A 15,056-nucleotide genomic window follows, 5' to 3' on the forward strand; every position below is an offset into this window, starting at 1 on the left:
ACAACGGTGACTCCTACGGTCGGTTCGGTCAAGCGCGGGCCGCGCGTTTCGAGCGGGTGCGGCGTACCGCCCACTCGACCAGGTCGGCGACTGCCGCGACCGCCTCGGCCGCCGCGCGAGCGGACGGAGCGGCGGGGTCGGGTGACCACTTCGGGATCGTCGCTGGCCCCCAGTCGTCGCGCGGGTTGGTCTCCGCGCGGTGGACCAGCCACGCCCTCAGCGCCACGTGGGTGGCCGCTCCCGCGGCCGCGGTCTGGTCGTCGGTGACGGCCGACGGATCGGCACCATCGACGTCGACCGGGGTCAGGTCCGACCAGTCCCCGTGCAGGCTCACGCCCAGCTTCCGCAACCCTTTGACCTGCAGGTTCGCACTCTTCTCGACCCATGGCTCCGTCCGCAGCCCGATCCGCTCGTCGGCGGCGTCGAGAGCCGGCAGCAGCCGCTTGGCGAGCACGTGCTTGCGCAGGCGGATTCCCGCCGGAAAGCTCAGCTCGCGCTCATCGAGCTCCGGTTGAGGCGGCGCAGCAGGTCCGTGCGTACGACTCCGAGCGAGGTGTTCTGGGGCCGCGGGGTCCTGACGTCCTCGAAGGAGAACCCGATCACCTCCCCGAACCGCTCGAGCAGCGCTCCACGGGGCGCCTCGGGCCCGGGGACGGTCACGACGTGCACAGGGCCGGCAACGCTCCACCGTCGAGCGATCCCGACCACGTCCTGCTCGCTCCAGAACCTGCTGGAGGCGGTCAACCCGTGCGGGAAGGACCACCGCGGTCGTCTCGCTCGGGCGGCGGCGGCGAAGTCGGACCAGGACCAGACCTCTCCGTTCTGGACGACCTCCTGCCACATCGCGGGGAGGTTGCGGTTGAGGTCGCGCACGGACAGGACGATCTCGGGTGAGCCCAAGCTCTCCGCGACCTTCTCCACGACATCGTCGCCGACCGGCGCGAGCAGCTCCGCGGAGATGACTGCCGTGCCGTGCCAGGCGTCGATCTCGTCGACGAGCCGTTTCCACGAGCCTTCGAGCGAGCGGTCGCCTGCCAGCGACCTCTCCCGCCCACGCAGGTTCCAGGCCGCGTCCGCCTGGTCCCGCCACGTCCTGCCGGGGACGAGTATGCCCAGGCTGGCAAGGTGCTCCCGATGCGCGTAGAGCGCATGCTGCAACGACGTTGTGCCGGACTTCATCGCACCGATATGGACGATCACACGACGTGCCACAGCTGCCCTCCTCGGGCGGCCGCGGGATGGTACGGCCGCCAGAACAGGGGACCACATCAGCCCGAGCAATACCACCCGACTGGGCTATGGACGAGCTATGTATTCCAATGCTTTACGACAGGTTGGTCGTGGTGCGTGTCCAGCATCGAGACGGTAGCGGTGTCCAGCCGGAAGAGCCGCCCCTCGCTGACCGGGAGCCCCAGCCACACCGCCGCCAACGCGCACAGCGCGTGTCCGTGGGAGAAGACCAGGGTGTCGCCGTCGCGATCGCGGGCGGCAGCAGCGACACGGCCCAGCCGCTCCTGGACGGTGGCCGCAGGCTCGCCCCCGGGTGTGACCGAGGTCCACAGGCTCCAGCCGGGATCGGTCCGGTGGATCTCCGGGGTGGTGATGCCCTCGTAGTCGCCGTAGTCCCACTCGACCAGATCCTCGGTGACGATGGCATCGGGGAAGCCGGCGAGCTCAGCAGTACGCCGCGCCCGCTGTCGTGGGGAGGTCAGCACCGCGGCGTACATCTGCTCCTTCAGCCTCGGCGCCAGCGCCAGGACGCTCTCCTCGCCCTGGGGCAGGAGAGGGAGGTCGGTGTGGGAGGTGTGTCGACCGTTGAGCGACCACTCGGTGGCGCCGTGCCGGACGAGGTAGAGGGCCATGACCCCATCCAACCAGCCTCCGGCCGGGCCGGTGGATCAGGCCCGCGTGATGAACCGGTTGACCTCTCGGGAGAGCAGGTTGGGCGCCAGGTCGGCGGCGGTCGAGAGCGCCTTGGCCGGGAAGCCGACCGCGGTGTGCACCTTCGGCAGCCGGAACAGCCCCTTGCGCGGCTGCGCCATCTCCCAGACCTGCTCGGCGACGTCCTCGACGGTGAGCCGGACACCCAGGGTCTCGTGGGACGAGGCGGCGTTGCCGTCGAGCAGCGCGGTCTTCACCCACAGCGGCCAGACCGCCTGCACGCGGATGCCCTCCTTGCGCCACTCCAACTCCAGCGCCTCGGTCAGCCCGCGCACGGCGTACTTCGACGCGCTGTAGGAGGCGATCTCCGGCTGCCCGTAGATCGCGCTCGCGCTGCAGACGTTGATGACGCCCGAGCCCGGTGTGGCCCGGAGGTAGGGGTAGGCGGTGTGGCAGCCGTTGATCACACCGTTGACGTTGATCTCGATGGTCTGATGGTGCTTGGCCAGGTCGACGTCGGCCAGGCGGCCGGCACGCAGGATGCCGGCGTTGTTGACGAGCAGGTCGAGACGGCCGCCGGCGGCGGTGGCGAACTCCTCGAGGGCCGCCTTCCAGGACTCCGGGTCGGTGACGTCGAGCGTGCCGCCGATGGCGTGGTCGGAGCCGATGATCGCGGCGACGTCGCGGGCCAGGTCGGCGTCGATGTCGTAGACACCGACGAACCAGCCCTGCGCCGCGAACTTCTCGACGATCGCCTTGCCGATCCCCTGGGCCGAGCCGGAGACGAAGAGTGCCTTCTTACGTGTCGAAGCGGAGCCCGAGACGGTGTTGGTGGACATGACGTGCTCCTTACGCCGGGATGAGGGCCCAGTAGTCGAGGTCGAGCAGCACTCCTGGAGCGTACTTGGCGTCTTCGCCACGCAGGGTCATCGACTCGTCGCGGCCGCTGGTCGCGACCAGGCGCAGGCGAAGGGCACCGACGCCAGGGGCGTCGGTCTCCACACGGTCGAGCACCTCGGACCACGCGTAGACGGTGTCGCCCGCGAACGCCGGCGAGGTGTGAGCGCCGGCGTTGATCGCGGCGACGAGCTGGGCGTTGGCGAGACCGTTGAACGACAGCGCCCGGGCCAGCGAGATGATGTGGCCGCCGTAGACGAGGTTGCGCCCGTCCGGCCGGGCCTCGACGTTGAAGTGCACCTTCGCGGTGTTCTGCCACAGCCGGGTGGCCTGCTGGTGCTCGGAGGCGGTCAGGGTGACGCCGTCGACGTGGTCGATCTTCTCGCCGATCTCGTAGTCGGCGAGCCGGTGCAGCTCGCCGGCGGCGGTGAAGTCGTAGGAGGAGAAGTCGAGCCCCTTCGGGACGATCAGGTTCTTCGGGTCGACCGCTTTCGCCAGCTCCGGGATCACCGTCTCCGGCGCCTCGAGGGACTGGTCTCGCTTGTGGACCATCACCCAGCGCGCCCAGTCGATGGCGACCTCGCCGCGCTGGTTGGTCGCCGTGGAGCGTACGTAGACGACGCCGGACTTGCCGTTGGAGTTCTGCTTGAGGCCGATGACCTCGGACTTCGTCGCGAGCGTGTCGCCGGGCACCACCGGCTGGTGGAAGCGGCACTCGGCGTAACCGAGGTTGGCGACGGCGTTCAGCGACACGTCCGGGACGGTCTTGCCGAAGGCGATGTGGAAGCCGATCAGCTCCTCGACAGGGTGCTGCTCGAGCCCGACGGAGGCCGCGAAGGCAGCGCTCGAGGGAATCGCGAAACGGGTCGGGTAGAGCGAGCCGTACGCAGCCCGGTCGCCCTCGGTCACCGTGCGCGGCGTGGCGTGCTCGATGACCTGGCCGACCTGGAAGTCCTCGAAGAAGTTGCCGGGGTTCGTCTTGCTCATCTGCGGCCTCTCGTCGGTGAGTACGTGGATTACCGGACGGTAACCTAGTTCAGACGATCCCGTGGAGGCGTTCCGGGATGCGTAGCAGCGGCTGGTTGCGGAGGTTGTCGATGTGGCCAGGGCCGAGCGCACGGTGCACGCCGTCCTCCTCGCGGACCAGCCTGGCCGGCTGGACCGACGTCGGGTCGAACTCCTCGACATCGGTGCCGACCGAGGCCGTCGCCTTGGTCAGCAGACCGGCGAGATCGTCGCCGGAGCGTCCCCAGGAGCTTCCCTTTCCGCGGCCGACCGACTTGGCGAGCTGGTTGCGCCGGTCGGCCTGCCGTCGCAGCAGGTCCACGTCGGCGAACTTCATGTGGAGCATGAAGAGCCCCGTGTCGGGCACGTACGGCGCCTTGATCCCGTGGGAGGCGTTCGTCCAGGCGGCCGGGACACGTTTGATCGACGGCTTGCACATCAACGGCGCGAACTGGGCGAACGCCCGCTGGCCCACGATCGCCTTGCCGCTGACCATCGGTCCCTCGACCGCGGTGTGGTGGACCACGTTGAGGGCGAGCGGAGCGATCACCTGATCGGGTCGCCTGGCCAGGTAGTCGGACAGGTCGGCGTACCTCGCCGGGTCGGGAACGAGAAACTCGTCGACGTCGGTGAAGATGACCACATCGTAGACGCCCAGCAGACCGTGCGCCACCCCGCTGGCCAGGCCCATCCGACCGGCCTCGAAGTTGCCCTTGCGGAAGCCGGGCAGGCGCTGGACCGTACATCCCAGGTCGTCCGTCGAACCGTCGGTCGAACCGTCGTCGAAGACGATCAGGTTCTCGTGACCCGCCGCTCGGCCATAGTGGTCGACCCAACGGGTGAGCATCTCGCCCTCGTCGCGGGCGATCGTGAGCACCGCGACCAGCGGCGGCGTACCTGCCGTGGTCTCGCGTGCCTCACCGGCGAGACTGCGCCGACGGCGCAGGCTCCAACTGCTTGACAAAGAACTCCCCCGAATGTGATTGCGGCCCTACGTGCGGACCAGCTCCTCTCGCCGCACGGACCACTCCACGAGGTCGGCCAGGGCGGAGACGGCGCGCACCGGAGCCTTGCGGCCCTCTCCCGGGTCGATGGCCTCACCAGGGATGGTCGGGTCGGCGAGCTTCTTGTTGAGATCCGTACGCAGCGAAGCATAAGCCTCTACAGCGGCGTCCCGGACCTGTTTGTCGGTGATCTTGCGCGGATCGATCCCGCCGACGTCCACAGGGGCCAGGTCGTCGAGATCCCCGTGGATGGTCGCGCCCAGACCGCGCAGCTCCGCCGCCTGGTCGCGAGTGAACGATTGCGTCCAGCGTGGCGCCGGGAGTCCGATGCGCGGGTCGTCGACCGTCAGCGCCGGCATCAGGCGCTTGCCGAGGGTGTGCTTGCGCAGCCCCATGGCAGCCGGATAGGCCAGGTCGCGCTGCTTCAGCTCTGCGTTGAGCGCCCGCAGCACCTCGACGGTGGCGGCGCCCAGGGAGGTGTTCTTCGGCGGCGGGCTCTGCATCCCCTCGGGGTCGAAGCCCATCGCTGCGCCGAAGCGCTCCAGCAGCAGCGTCGCCGGACTGCCCGGCGGCGGCACCGTGACCAGGTGAAGAGGCCCGGCCGTGCTCCAGCGCCGGGCGATGGCGACCGAGTCCTGCTCGGACCAGAAGCGTCTGCCGGGCTTGGTGTGGCGACGCTCGGGCGAGCCCGGCCGGCTCTTGTTGACCGCGGTGAGGAACTCGGCCCAGGTCCAGTCCATGCCGTTCTGGACGAGCTCCTGCCACATCGACGGGATCTGTCGGTTGATGTCACGCAGCGAGAGCACGACCTCGGGAGTCACGCCGTCGAAGCTCGACGCCACTCGCTCGACCGTCTCCGGGCCGACCGGCGCGAGCAGCTCGACGGAGACCAACGCCGTCCCGTCCCAGGCGTCGACCTCGGCGACCAGGCGGTCCCAGGCACCGGTGACGGAGTCACCCTGGGGGTGCTTCTGATGACCCTTCACGTCGAGAACGGCCTCGATCTGGTGGCGCCAGCGCGTGCCGGGCACCAGGAACCCACGCTCGGCGAGGAGTGCCTTGTTCTTGTACAGGGCACCCTGCAGATACGTCGTCCCCGACTTCATCGCCCCGACATGGAGCACTACGCGGCGCGCCAATGTTCAACAACCTCTCGACCAGACTGACCCATGGGGCCCAGCAGATCGGGCCCAGCAAATTGGGCTCAGTCTAGAGCCAGATCTCAGGAGCCGCCGCCACCGGCCTTGCGGCGGTGCATCTTCGGCGCTCCTCCGACGATCTCCGAGCCGTGCGCCTTCTCCTTGGCGCCGGCGCTCTCCGCGTGGGCGTGGTCCTGGTTGTTCTTCTTCTCCAGCGCTTCGCGCATCTTGGCTTTGAGATCGTCGTTGGCCATCGCTCCCCCTACATGGGTGTTCCTGAGTCATCGGTCGGGTCACGACCAACCTACGGCAACGACCCTGCCGAGACCATCGGTTTCGGCAGGGTCGAGGTCTCGGCAGCTCAGCTCTTGTAGTCCTTGAGCAGCGATCGCCCGATGATCATCTTCTGGATGTCGCTGGTGCCCTCACCGATGAGCATGAACTTGACCTCGCGCATGATCCGCTCGATCTCGTACTCCTTGGAGTAGCCGTAGCCGCCGTGGATCCGGAAGGAGTCCTCCACGACCTCGTTGGCGTACTCGGAGGCGACCATCTTGGCCATCCCGGCCTCGACGTCCATCCGCTTGCCGGTGTCCTTCAGACGCGCGGCGCGGACCATCATGTTGTGGGATACCTCGACCTTGGTGCCCATCTCGGCGAGACGGAACAGGATGGCCTGGTGCTCGGCGATCTTCTTGCCGAAGGTCTGGCGCTGCTGGGCGTAGGCGATGCCGAGCTCGAAGCCGCGGATCGCCAGGCCGCAGGCGCGGGCGGCGACGTTGACGCGGCCGACCTCGACGCCGTCCATCATCTGGAAGAAGCCCTTGCCCGGGGTGCCACCGAGGATCTGGTCGGCCGAGATCTTGTGACCCTCGAAGATCATCTCGGTCGTGTCGATGCCCTTGTAGCCCATCTTGTCGATCTTGCCGGGCACGGTCACGCCCTGCGCGGTCTCGCCGAAGCCGGGGGTCTTCTCGACCAGGAAGGTGGTCATGTTCTTGTAGACGCTCTCGGCGCCCTCGTCGGTCTTGGTCAGCACCGCGACCAGGGTCGAGGAGCCACCGTTGGTCAGCCACATCTTCTGGCCGGTGATCTCATACGAGCCATCGGCCTGCTTGGTCGCCTTGGTGGAGACCGCGGAGACGTCGGAGCCCAGGCCGGGCTCGGACATCGAGAACGCACCGCGTACCTCACCGGTCGCCATCTTCGGCAAGTACTTCTGCTTCTGCTCCTCGGTGCCGTGCTGCATCAGCATGTAGGCCACGATGAAGTGGGTGTTGATCACACCGGAGACCGACATCCAGCCACGCGCGATCTCCTCGACGCACAGCGCGTACGTCAGCAGGGACTCGCCCAGGCCGCCGTACTCCTCCGGGATCATCAGACCGAAGATGCCCAGCTCCTTGAGACCCTCCACGATCTCGGTCGGATACTCATCGGCATGCTCCAGCTCCTGGGCCACCGGGATGACCTTCTCGTCCACGAACTGGCGGACGGTCTTCAGGATCTCTTCCTGAATGTCGGTGAGACCTTCGGTCTCGGCAAGGCGACCCATGCTCTACTCCTAATCTCGGTGGTCGGGGCCACAACGTCTCAGACCCGTCGAGACCACGCTGACGTCACTGCGGCAGGTTACCAATCAGTAACCATCAGCGACAGGTGACAACCGCCACACCGCGATCCTACGACCCTCAGCTCCGCCGTCCGACAGCCGAGGAGACCGGCCGGAGGAGCTTCTCGTACGACGCCTTGCTGACGCTCACATAGCCCGACCGCTTCCCGGAGCCGGCCAAGGCGGACATCTGGGTGCTGGAGCTGAAGGCGAAGGTCGGGGTGGCGCCGGTCCGGCTGACCAGCAGCACGGTGGCCCGCAGGCCGGCGCGGTCGTAACCACTCGGCCGCGGCACGGCCCAGCTGTCCTTGTTCACGTCCTTGCCGAGGACCGCCTGCAGCGAACGCATCTGAGCGGTCGTGGTCTCCTCCGCCGTGACGACCCGGACCTGCACGCCCCGCGAGTCCGCCCGCTTCAGCGCGCGGACCACCCTGGCTCTGGTCAAGGCACGGGTGGCCAGGTGCACGACGTGACCGGGCCTGGCGCTGTTGACCGCCTTCAGCACCGTACGCAGCACGCTCTGCTCCTCGGCGACGCTCATCCCTGGGTCGGTGACCACGACGCCCGGCCCGAACCTGGTCCGGGCGGAGCCGGCCGTCGAGGTGACCGGCAGCGGCGAGAAGTCCACGCTGACCGCGTTGTGGTCCGACTCGAGCCCGAAGGCGCGCTGGTTGCCGGTGGCGAAGCGCGCGATCCCGCGAGCGAGGACGTAGTCGATCGTCGAGGCCCGGCCGTGCGTGACCGGCACCTGCTGCGTGACGTCGTAGATCGGGACCAGGTGCTTGGCAGCGAAGATGTCGCCGGGGTAGCGCGAGCCGTCGTACTGCACGTTCAGGTCACCACCGACCATCACCGGCCCACGCCCCGCCAGCGACTTGACGAGCACGTTGAGCGCGCGGGCGGAGGGGCGGACCAGGTCACCGTAGTACTTGGACTTGGGCGCGAAGTGCACCGCGACCACCGAGACGTTCCGGCCGGTCGTCCGGTTCTCGAGAGTGACCCAGTTGGCATACCTGATCCCCCAGTGCAGCCGCTGGTCGGCAGGCTTGCCCCGCTTGTTGCTGATCTGGTGGATGCCCTTCGAGGTCGCCGCCCACCGGTCGTTGTCCCAGGCGACCGCCGTCGCCGACTTGTAGGGGTCGCCGCCCTTGCGCCACACCCGGTAGCGCCCTGGCTCGAGATCAGCGGTACGGCGACCGTTCACCTCGTTGTAGGTGACGAAGTCGGGCGCGGTCCCGAGGACCTCGCGGACGTCCTTCTTGAACCTCGCCGTGCCCATGCTCGCCCTGAGGTTGGCCTGGACCATCCGATGGCGCGGCGGTGAGTAGGCGACGCTCTCCAGGTCCGTCTCGGCCGGAGAGGAGGAGTGGTGGACGGCGACGAGCGCCCCGCCGAAGAGACCGATGACCAGACCTGCGGAGAGCACAGCCTTGGCCGCCCGACCCCCGCGCGACCTGGCTCGAGGTTGTGTACGCATCCGTCCGGCCCCTCTCCCAGCAATGGCGACCGATAACACTGGTCACTTGGAACACTTTTGTAACACAGGCCTCAGCGAGATCCCGGGTCCCGTTCCGGAGCGACTTCGGATAGATCATCGAATCTGCCTCGCGCGCCACCGGGTGAGCGTCGAAGCGACCTACTGGGGGCGATGTCATAACGTGGGGCCGTGAGCACCTCGCCCAACCGCGTCTACGCGGCACGCCTGGTCGGCCTTCCGATCTTCGACCCGCTCGGTGAGCAGGTCGGCAAGGTGCGAGATCTCGTGGTCACGGTCCGCACCGATGCCCGGCAGCCACGCGTGCTGGGACTGGTCGTGGAGGTCTTCGGACGCCGGCGCATCTTCGTGCCGATGACCCGGGTGACCAGCATCGACTCCGGGCAGGTCTACACGACCGGCCTGCTCAACATGCGCCGCTTCCAGCCACGTTCGACCGAGACTCTGGTGATCGGCCAGATGTTCGACCGGCAGGTCACGGTGCGCTCCAGCGGGGTGTCCGGGACCGTCTACGACGTCGGCATGGAGCAGGCGCGCAACCGCGACTGGCTGCTCTCCCGGGTCGCCGTGCAGGAGCCGTCCAAAGGACTTCGCCGCCGCGGCCAGACCCACGTGGTGGAGTGGGACGACGTCGAGGGACTGGCCCACCGCTCCCCCACGCAGGCCGCGACCCACCTGGTCCAGGCGATCCACGAGATGCGTCCGGCCGACGCCGCGACGATGATCCACGAGCTCCCGCCCGAGCGTCAGCGCCAGGTCGTAGCCGCGCTGGACGACGAGCGCCTCGCCGAGGTGCTCGAGGAGCTTCCCGAAGACGACCAGGTCGCCATCGTGCGGGCCCTGGACTCCGAGCGTGCCGCCGACGTGCTCGAGGAGATGTCGCCCGACGACGCGGCTGACCTCATCGCCGAGCTGCCCGAGGAGACCGCCACCCTGCTGCTCGACCTGATGCGGCCCGAGGACGCCAAGGACGTCCTCCGGCTGATGTCGTACGAGGAGGACACCGCCGGCTCGATGATGACGCCCGAGCCGGTCATCGTCGGCCCCGACGCGACCATCGCCGACGCGCTCGCGCTCGTGCGCAATCCCGACCTCACCCCCGCCCAGGCGGCCCTGGTCTACGTCTGCCGTCCCCCGCTGGAGACACCGACCGGCAAGTTCCTCGGCATCGCCCACATCCAGCGACTGCTGCGCGAGCCACCGTCCACGCTGGTCGCGGGCGCGCTCGACGACTCCCTGGAGCCGCTGCGCCCCGAGGACAGCACCGAGCAGGTCGCGGCCCACCTGGCGACGTACAACCTGGTCGCCGCCCCCGTGGTCGACGAGAACGGTCACCTCGCCGGCGCGGTGACCGTCGACGACCTGCTCGACCATCTGCTCCCGGAGAACTGGCGCGAGAACCTCGCCCGCCAGGAGTCGGCCACCGAGCCTCGTCCCGACACCAGGCCCGACACCCGTCCGAACAAGGTGATCACCCCCGAGATGGTGCGCCGTGGCTGACGCACGCGCCGCCCGCGGTCGCCTCGACACCCCGCGCGAGCTGCGCCGCCCCCTGGTGAAGCGGCCCACCTTCCGCGCCGACGCCTTCGGCTCCTTCGCCGAGGCCTTCGCCCGCTACATGGGCACCGCACGGTTCATCGCCTGGATGACGATCATCGTGCTGATCTGGGTCGCCTGGAACACCCTCGCGCCCCGCGAGTGGCGCTTCGACAACTTCCCGTTCATCTTCCTGACCCTCGCGCTGAGCCTGCAGGCCTCGTACGCCGCCCCGCTGATCCTGCTCGCGCAGAACCGCCAGGAGGACCGCGACCGCGCGATCGCCGAGCAGGACCGCCGCATCGCCACCCAGTCGAAGGCCGACATGGAGTTCCTCGCCCGCGAGACTGCCTCGCTTCGGATGGCCCTCGGCGAGGTCGCCACCCGCGACTACCTCCGCTCCGAGCTCCGGCTGCTCCTGGAGGAGCTGGAAGAGCGCGACCGGCTCCGGGACGACCCGGCGCCTGATTGACCTCGGACCCGGTCGTCGACGGACGTCGGGGTCATCAGGACCGACTCGGGCTCGGTGTCGCCAGAGTCGCTGCGTACGTCTTCGGGCAGGTGCTCCCCGAGCAGCTGCGGTACTTCGCCTCGATCGTCCGCAGCTGGGCGACGACCTTGGCATACCGCGGGTCACGAGCGAGGTTGCGCGTCTCGTACGGATCGACGGCCCGGTCGTAGAGGACGGGCGTTCCGGTCGAGGAGACGGTGACGTAGGTGTAACGGCCGTAGCGGATGCCGCGGTACTTGGTGGTCGCGCCACCCTCGGTCGGCCAGGCGGCGACCGGGATCGGCCGGTAGAGCGTCTTGCCGGCCTTCACGCTCGAGGCCAGCACCCGGGTGATGTCGACCCCGTCCTGGGCCCGCCCCGGCCTCGCCCGCCCGAGGGCGGCGACCGTGGTGGCGATGTCCGGGTTGCCCACCGTGGAGCCGACCTTGACGTTCCTCGGGATGCCGGGACCCACCATGACCAGCGGGATCCGCGAGGCCTGCGAGGACTCCCACAGCTTGCCCAGGCGGTTGTGCTGCCCGGTCGTGTAGCCGTGGTCCCCGGAGAAGATGATGACGGTACGCCGGTACTGCCCGCTGCTCTTCAGATGCGCCACGGTTCGGGCGACCGCCCGGTCGACCGACTGCGCCGCCTCGATCCGTTGCTGGTGGACGTAGCGCATGACCCGCTTCTGGGACGCGGTGTAGGGCCTGCCGGCGGTGACCTGGCCCGGCCCGGCGTAGAACATGTCCGGCGTCTTGGGCAGCTCGAGGTGGCGGAAGCGGCCCTTGTCCGCGGGCATCGGCCTGGTGTTCTCCAACCACAGCGAGGGCTGACGGGGGTAGCGCCTCCTGGGGTCGCTGGCCTCGACCGGGCCGCCTGCGTGCGGCGCCACATAGTTGACCCAGAGGAACCACGGCTTCTTACCGCCGGCGTTCGTCCCGGCCCTCTTGATCATCTTGACCGAGCGGTTCTGCAGCGCGACCGAGCTGTAGAGACCGGGGCTCTGGATCGTGCCGTTGTTGTTGAACTTCGGACTCATCAGGTTGTAGGTCGACATGTCGATCGTCGCCTGCCAGTCGTCCCACCCCGGCTCGCCGGCAGCGGTGCGCTCGCGCCCCTTGCCGTAGCCGTTGAGGTACTTGCCGAGGAACATCGTCCGGTAGCCGGCCCTGTCCAGCCACACCGGCAGCGTGTTGCGCCGCCCGGTGAAGCCCTTGTAGCCGCCGTTGGCCCCCGAGATCGACCAGTTGCGGTGGTTGTGGGCGTACTTCCCCGTCAGCAGGCTCGCCCGTGCCGGCACACACAACGGCGTCGGCGCCACCGCGTCGGTGAACGTCGTCCCCTGCCGCACCAACAGCCTCTGCACGTTGGGCATGTGCTTGATGTCCGTCGCCGCCAGGTCGTCGACGTTGATCATCAGCACGCTCGGCCGCCCCGACTCCAACCGCCCCGGGAGCGCGGCCGCCTCCGCCATCGACGTCGGCCCGCACAGGACGGCGACGGCGCTCGCCACCGCCACCGTGGCGATCGAGGTCCGGCTCGGGCGCAGCCCACGACTCAGTGAGCCGGCCCGAGTGACAGGACGGGAGAACGGGGCGATGAGACGAGGCAAGCGGAGACTCCCGACAGGAGGGCCGCCTCCGCGGCCCAGAACAAAACAGGAGAAATCTAGTGCCCCCACCGGTATCGGACAATAGTCCGTCCGGGCCCCGAGGGATGGCCCACGATCCGAGCGGCCCGCGGTTCCACGGATCGGTCGATGCGGGGGTCTTTCAGCGTACGACGTAGGCTTCTTTCTTGTGAGTAGCCCGCTTCTCGACCGTGTCAACGCAGCCCTGGCGACCGTGCAGGACCCGGAGATCAAACGTCCCATCACCGAGCTGGGGATGGTCGACTCCGTCTCGATCGACGACGCAGGTGTGGTCAGCGTCAAGGTGCTGCTGACCGTCGCCGGCTGCCCGCTCAAGGACACGATCAACCGCGACACCACCGCGGCGCTCGAGAAGGTCGACGGCATCACCGGCGTCGACCTCGAGCTCGGTGTGATGACCAACGAGCAGCGCACCGAGATGCGCAACGGTCTCACCGGCGGTCAGGCGCAGCGGGAGATCCCGTTCGCCCAGCCGGGCTCGCTGACCAAGGTCTTCGCGATCGCCTCGGGCAAGGGCGGTGTCGGCAAGTCGTCGGTCACCGTGAACCTGGCCGTCGCGCTGGCACAGCAGGGCCTCAAGGTCGGCATCGTCGACGCCGACATCTACGGTCACTCCGTGCCCGCGATGCTCGGCGTGGCCGACTCCCGGCCGACCCAGGTCGACGACCTGATCATGCCGGTCCCGACCGCCTCCGGCGTGAGCGTGATCTCGATCGGGATGCTCAAGCCGCGCCGCGACCAGGTCGTCGCCTGGCGCGGGCCGATGCTCGACCGGGCCCTGGTCCAGATGCTCTCCGACGTCTACTGGGGCGACCTCGACGCGCTCCTCCTCGACCTGCCTCCCGGCACCGGCGACGTGGCGATCTCGCTGGGCCAGCACCTGCCCAACGCCGAGATCGTCGTGGTCACCACGCCCCAGGAGGCAGCCGCCGAGGTGGCCGAGCGGGCCGGCACGATGGCCGAGATGATGCACCAGCGCGTCGTCGGCGTCGTGGAGAACATGTCCTGGCTCGTCCTGCCCGACGGCTCCAAGATGGAGGTCTTCGGCTCCGGCGGTGGTCAGCGGGTCGCCGACACCCTCTCCCAGCGCTTCGGCTCGAAGGTGCCGCTGCTCGCCCAGATCCCGCTGGAGCAGACCCTGCGCGAGGCCGGCGACGCCGGAAAGCCCATCGTCGAGTCCGACCCGACCGCGGAGTCTGCCAAGGTCCTGGCCGAGGTGGCGCGTACGATCTCGGGCCGCGGACGCGGGCTCGCGGGCATGCAGCTGGGCCTCACTCCCACCTCCAAGCTCTGAGCCTGTAGGTTCACCTCCGTGTTCGGCATCGGCTTCGCGGAGCTTGCCGTCATCGTCGTGATCGCCATCCTGGTCTTCGGGCCGGACAAGATCCCCGACATGGCACGGCAGATCGCCCGCCTCCTCCACCAGGTGCGCAACCTGGCCAACAACGCGCGCGACGACCTGCGCGGAGAGCTCGGGCCCGCCTACCAGGATCTCGAGCTGCGCGACCTCGACCCCCGTCGCATCGTCAGCAAGCAGATCCAGGAAGCCCTCGCCGAGATCGAGCAGGAGGAGGCCGTCGCCAAGGCGCCCAAGCCCCTGCTGGCCGGCGAGAAGCCGCCCTACGACGATCAGGCGACCTAGTCACCTCCGGCTCCTGAGGCTCTGAGTCTCCTTTCCGCAGCAGCACCCTTCCGTTTACTCGTCGGTTTAGAACCGTTCATAACGGGTAAGAGAAGGTTGCCTGCGTAGAAAGGAGTTGGCGCCCATGAGCGCTCTACGATCTCGGGAACCCGATCCCCCAGCGGAGCCGAATCCGCAACACCTCGCCGACGTGCCCTTGGCCGATGTCCAGGGCATGCTCGCCTTCGATCTCCAGCCTCGCCTGGACCCACCTCGCCCCTCGGGCGATGGGCCCGGCGACGAGGCCGGGGACACCACCGATGACGGCGACATCCCGCCACCGGTGCCGATCGTCCCGGCCAACGGCCACCTGCGCGGCTGGATCCCACAGTTCGCCCAGAAGGCCGCCGAGGTCGTCGGCGGCGACCGCCCGGCCAGCCAGCTGGTCCGCTGGACGACCAAGGACGTCTACGCCGACCTGAGATACCGCGCCAGCCTCACGGCGCGCTCAGGGGCGTACGAGGCCGGCACCGGCCGCAACCAGCCGGTCCGCCCTCGCGTCCATCGCTGCCACGTCTACGAGGTCTCCGACGACATCGTCGAAGCCACCATCACGATCCGATTCGGCGCTGGCCTGCGAGCTCTCGCCGTCCGCTTCGAGCGCAACGGCGAGAGCTGGGTCTGCACGGTGCTCAACTTCGGGAGCTACGACTAGGCAGCAT

16 protein-coding genes are annotated in these 15,056 nt (G+C 68.8%); 5 read left to right on the forward strand and 11 right to left on the reverse strand.

Annotated elements, in window-relative coordinates:
* Positions 1-28: 28 nt before the first annotated feature.
* The 10 genes from IEY84_RS07935 to IEY84_RS07980 form a co-directional block, all read right to left on the reverse strand.
* Positions 29-454, reverse strand: coding sequence for a hypothetical protein (locus IEY84_RS07935; protein WP_183544036.1), 426 nt, complete (start codon positions 452-454; stop codon positions 29-31).
* 32 nt (positions 455-486) lie between these two features.
* Positions 487-1,212, reverse strand: a complete 726-nt coding sequence (locus tag IEY84_RS07940; RefSeq protein WP_183544037.1) for a hypothetical protein — start codon at positions 1,210-1,212, stop codon at positions 487-489.
* 95 nt (positions 1,213-1,307) lie between these two features.
* Positions 1,308-1,862: a histidine phosphatase family protein gene (locus IEY84_RS07945; RefSeq protein WP_183544038.1), complete on the reverse strand. Its 555-nt coding sequence runs from the start codon at positions 1,860-1,862 to the stop codon at positions 1,308-1,310.
* A 36-nt stretch (positions 1,863-1,898) separates the two neighbouring features.
* The gene (locus tag IEY84_RS07950) at positions 1,899-2,720 is read right to left on the reverse strand and encodes an SDR family oxidoreductase (protein ID WP_183544039.1); all 822 of its coding nucleotides are present in this window, start codon (positions 2,718-2,720) and stop codon (positions 1,899-1,901) included.
* Between the two features lie 10 nt (positions 2,721-2,730).
* Entirely contained in the window at positions 2,731-3,765 is a 1,035-nt protein-coding gene (locus IEY84_RS07955) for a MaoC family dehydratase (protein ID WP_183544040.1), read from the reverse strand.
* Positions 3,766-3,814: 49 nt separating this feature from the next.
* Positions 3,815-4,747: a glycosyltransferase family 2 protein gene (locus IEY84_RS07960; protein ID WP_183544042.1), complete on the reverse strand. Its 933-nt coding sequence runs from the start codon at positions 4,745-4,747 to the stop codon at positions 3,815-3,817.
* A 27-nt stretch (positions 4,748-4,774) separates the two neighbouring features.
* Positions 4,775-5,926, reverse strand: a complete 1,152-nt coding sequence (locus tag IEY84_RS07965) for a hypothetical protein (RefSeq protein WP_183544043.1) — start codon at positions 5,924-5,926, stop codon at positions 4,775-4,777.
* 83 nt (positions 5,927-6,009) lie between these two features.
* Positions 6,010-6,180, reverse strand: coding sequence for a DUF5302 domain-containing protein (locus IEY84_RS07970; RefSeq protein WP_183544044.1), 171 nt, complete (start codon positions 6,178-6,180; stop codon positions 6,010-6,012).
* A 107-nt stretch (positions 6,181-6,287) separates the two neighbouring features.
* Entirely contained in the window at positions 6,288-7,481 is a 1,194-nt protein-coding gene (locus IEY84_RS07975; protein WP_141806067.1) for an acyl-CoA dehydrogenase family protein, read from the reverse strand.
* Positions 7,482-7,617: 136 nt separating this feature from the next.
* A complete protein-coding gene (locus IEY84_RS07980; RefSeq protein ID WP_183544045.1) occupies positions 7,618-9,015 on the reverse strand; it encodes an endonuclease/exonuclease/phosphatase family protein in 1,398 nt (465 codons plus the stop codon).
* A gap of 189 nt (positions 9,016-9,204) precedes the next feature.
* On the opposite strand from IEY84_RS07980, the gene IEY84_RS07985 reads away from it, so the two are divergent.
* Positions 9,205-10,533, forward strand: a complete 1,329-nt coding sequence (locus tag IEY84_RS07985; protein WP_183544047.1) for a magnesium transporter MgtE N-terminal domain-containing protein — start codon at positions 9,205-9,207, stop codon at positions 10,531-10,533.
* A complete protein-coding gene (locus IEY84_RS07990) occupies positions 10,526-11,041 on the forward strand; it encodes a DUF1003 domain-containing protein (protein WP_183544048.1) in 516 nt (171 codons plus the stop codon). The genes IEY84_RS07985 and IEY84_RS07990 overlap by 8 nt, the downstream gene beginning before the upstream one ends.
* Before the next feature lie 34 nt (positions 11,042-11,075).
* On the opposite strand, the gene IEY84_RS07995 is transcribed toward IEY84_RS07990, so the two are convergent.
* Positions 11,076-12,674 carry a sulfatase-like hydrolase/transferase gene (locus IEY84_RS07995; protein ID WP_189129293.1) on the reverse strand — a complete coding sequence of 533 codons (1,599 nt, stop codon included), beginning with the start codon at positions 12,672-12,674 and terminating at the stop codon, positions 11,076-11,078.
* Positions 12,675-12,861: 187 nt separating this feature from the next.
* Here IEY84_RS07995 and IEY84_RS08000 point away from each other — a divergent pair, with 187 nt between their 5' ends.
* The 3 genes from IEY84_RS08000 to IEY84_RS08010 all read left to right on the forward strand — a co-directional run bounded on the left by IEY84_RS08000 (position 12,862) and on the right by IEY84_RS08010 (position 15,049).
* The gene (locus tag IEY84_RS08000; RefSeq protein WP_183544051.1) at positions 12,862-14,007 is read left to right on the forward strand and encodes an Mrp/NBP35 family ATP-binding protein; all 1,146 of its coding nucleotides are present in this window, start codon (positions 12,862-12,864) and stop codon (positions 14,005-14,007) included.
* Positions 14,008-14,025: 18 nt separating this feature from the next.
* A complete protein-coding gene (locus IEY84_RS08005) occupies positions 14,026-14,355 on the forward strand; it encodes a sec-independent translocase (RefSeq protein WP_183544053.1) in 330 nt (109 codons plus the stop codon).
* Between the two features lie 124 nt (positions 14,356-14,479).
* Positions 14,480-15,049, forward strand: a complete 570-nt coding sequence (locus IEY84_RS08010; protein ID WP_183544055.1) for an Rv3235 family protein — start codon at positions 14,480-14,482, stop codon at positions 15,047-15,049.
* The last annotated feature ends 7 nt before the right edge of the window (positions 15,050-15,056 follow it).

This window comes from Nocardioides albus (assembly GCF_014648255.1).
In the GTDB taxonomy this organism is placed as follows: domain Bacteria; phylum Actinomycetota; class Actinomycetes; order Propionibacteriales; family Nocardioidaceae; genus Nocardioides; species Nocardioides albus.

Excerpts from the sequence above, each read along its gene's own strand:
- IEY84_RS07975 (WP_141806067.1), bottom strand. The coding sequence starts at position 7,481 with ATGGGTCGCCTTGCCGAGACCGAAGGTCTCACCGACATTCAGGAAGAG.
- IEY84_RS07980 (WP_183544045.1), bottom strand. The coding sequence starts at position 9,015 with ATGCGTACACAACCTCGAGCCAGGTCGCGCGGGGGTCGGGCGGCCAAG.
- IEY84_RS07955 (WP_183544040.1), bottom strand. The coding sequence starts at position 3,765 with ATGAGCAAGACGAACCCCGGCAACTTCTTCGAGGACTTCCAGGTCGGC.
- IEY84_RS07970 (WP_183544044.1), bottom strand. The coding sequence starts at position 6,180 with ATGGCCAACGACGATCTCAAAGCCAAGATGCGCGAAGCGCTGGAGAAG.
- IEY84_RS07950 (WP_183544039.1), bottom strand. The coding sequence starts at position 2,720 with ATGTCCACCAACACCGTCTCGGGCTCCGCTTCGACACGTAAGAAGGCA.
- IEY84_RS07945 (WP_183544038.1), bottom strand. The coding sequence starts at position 1,862 with ATGGCCCTCTACCTCGTCCGGCACGGCGCCACCGAGTGGTCGCTCAAC.
- IEY84_RS08010 (WP_183544055.1), top strand. The coding sequence starts at position 14,480 with ATGAGCGCTCTACGATCTCGGGAACCCGATCCCCCAGCGGAGCCGAAT.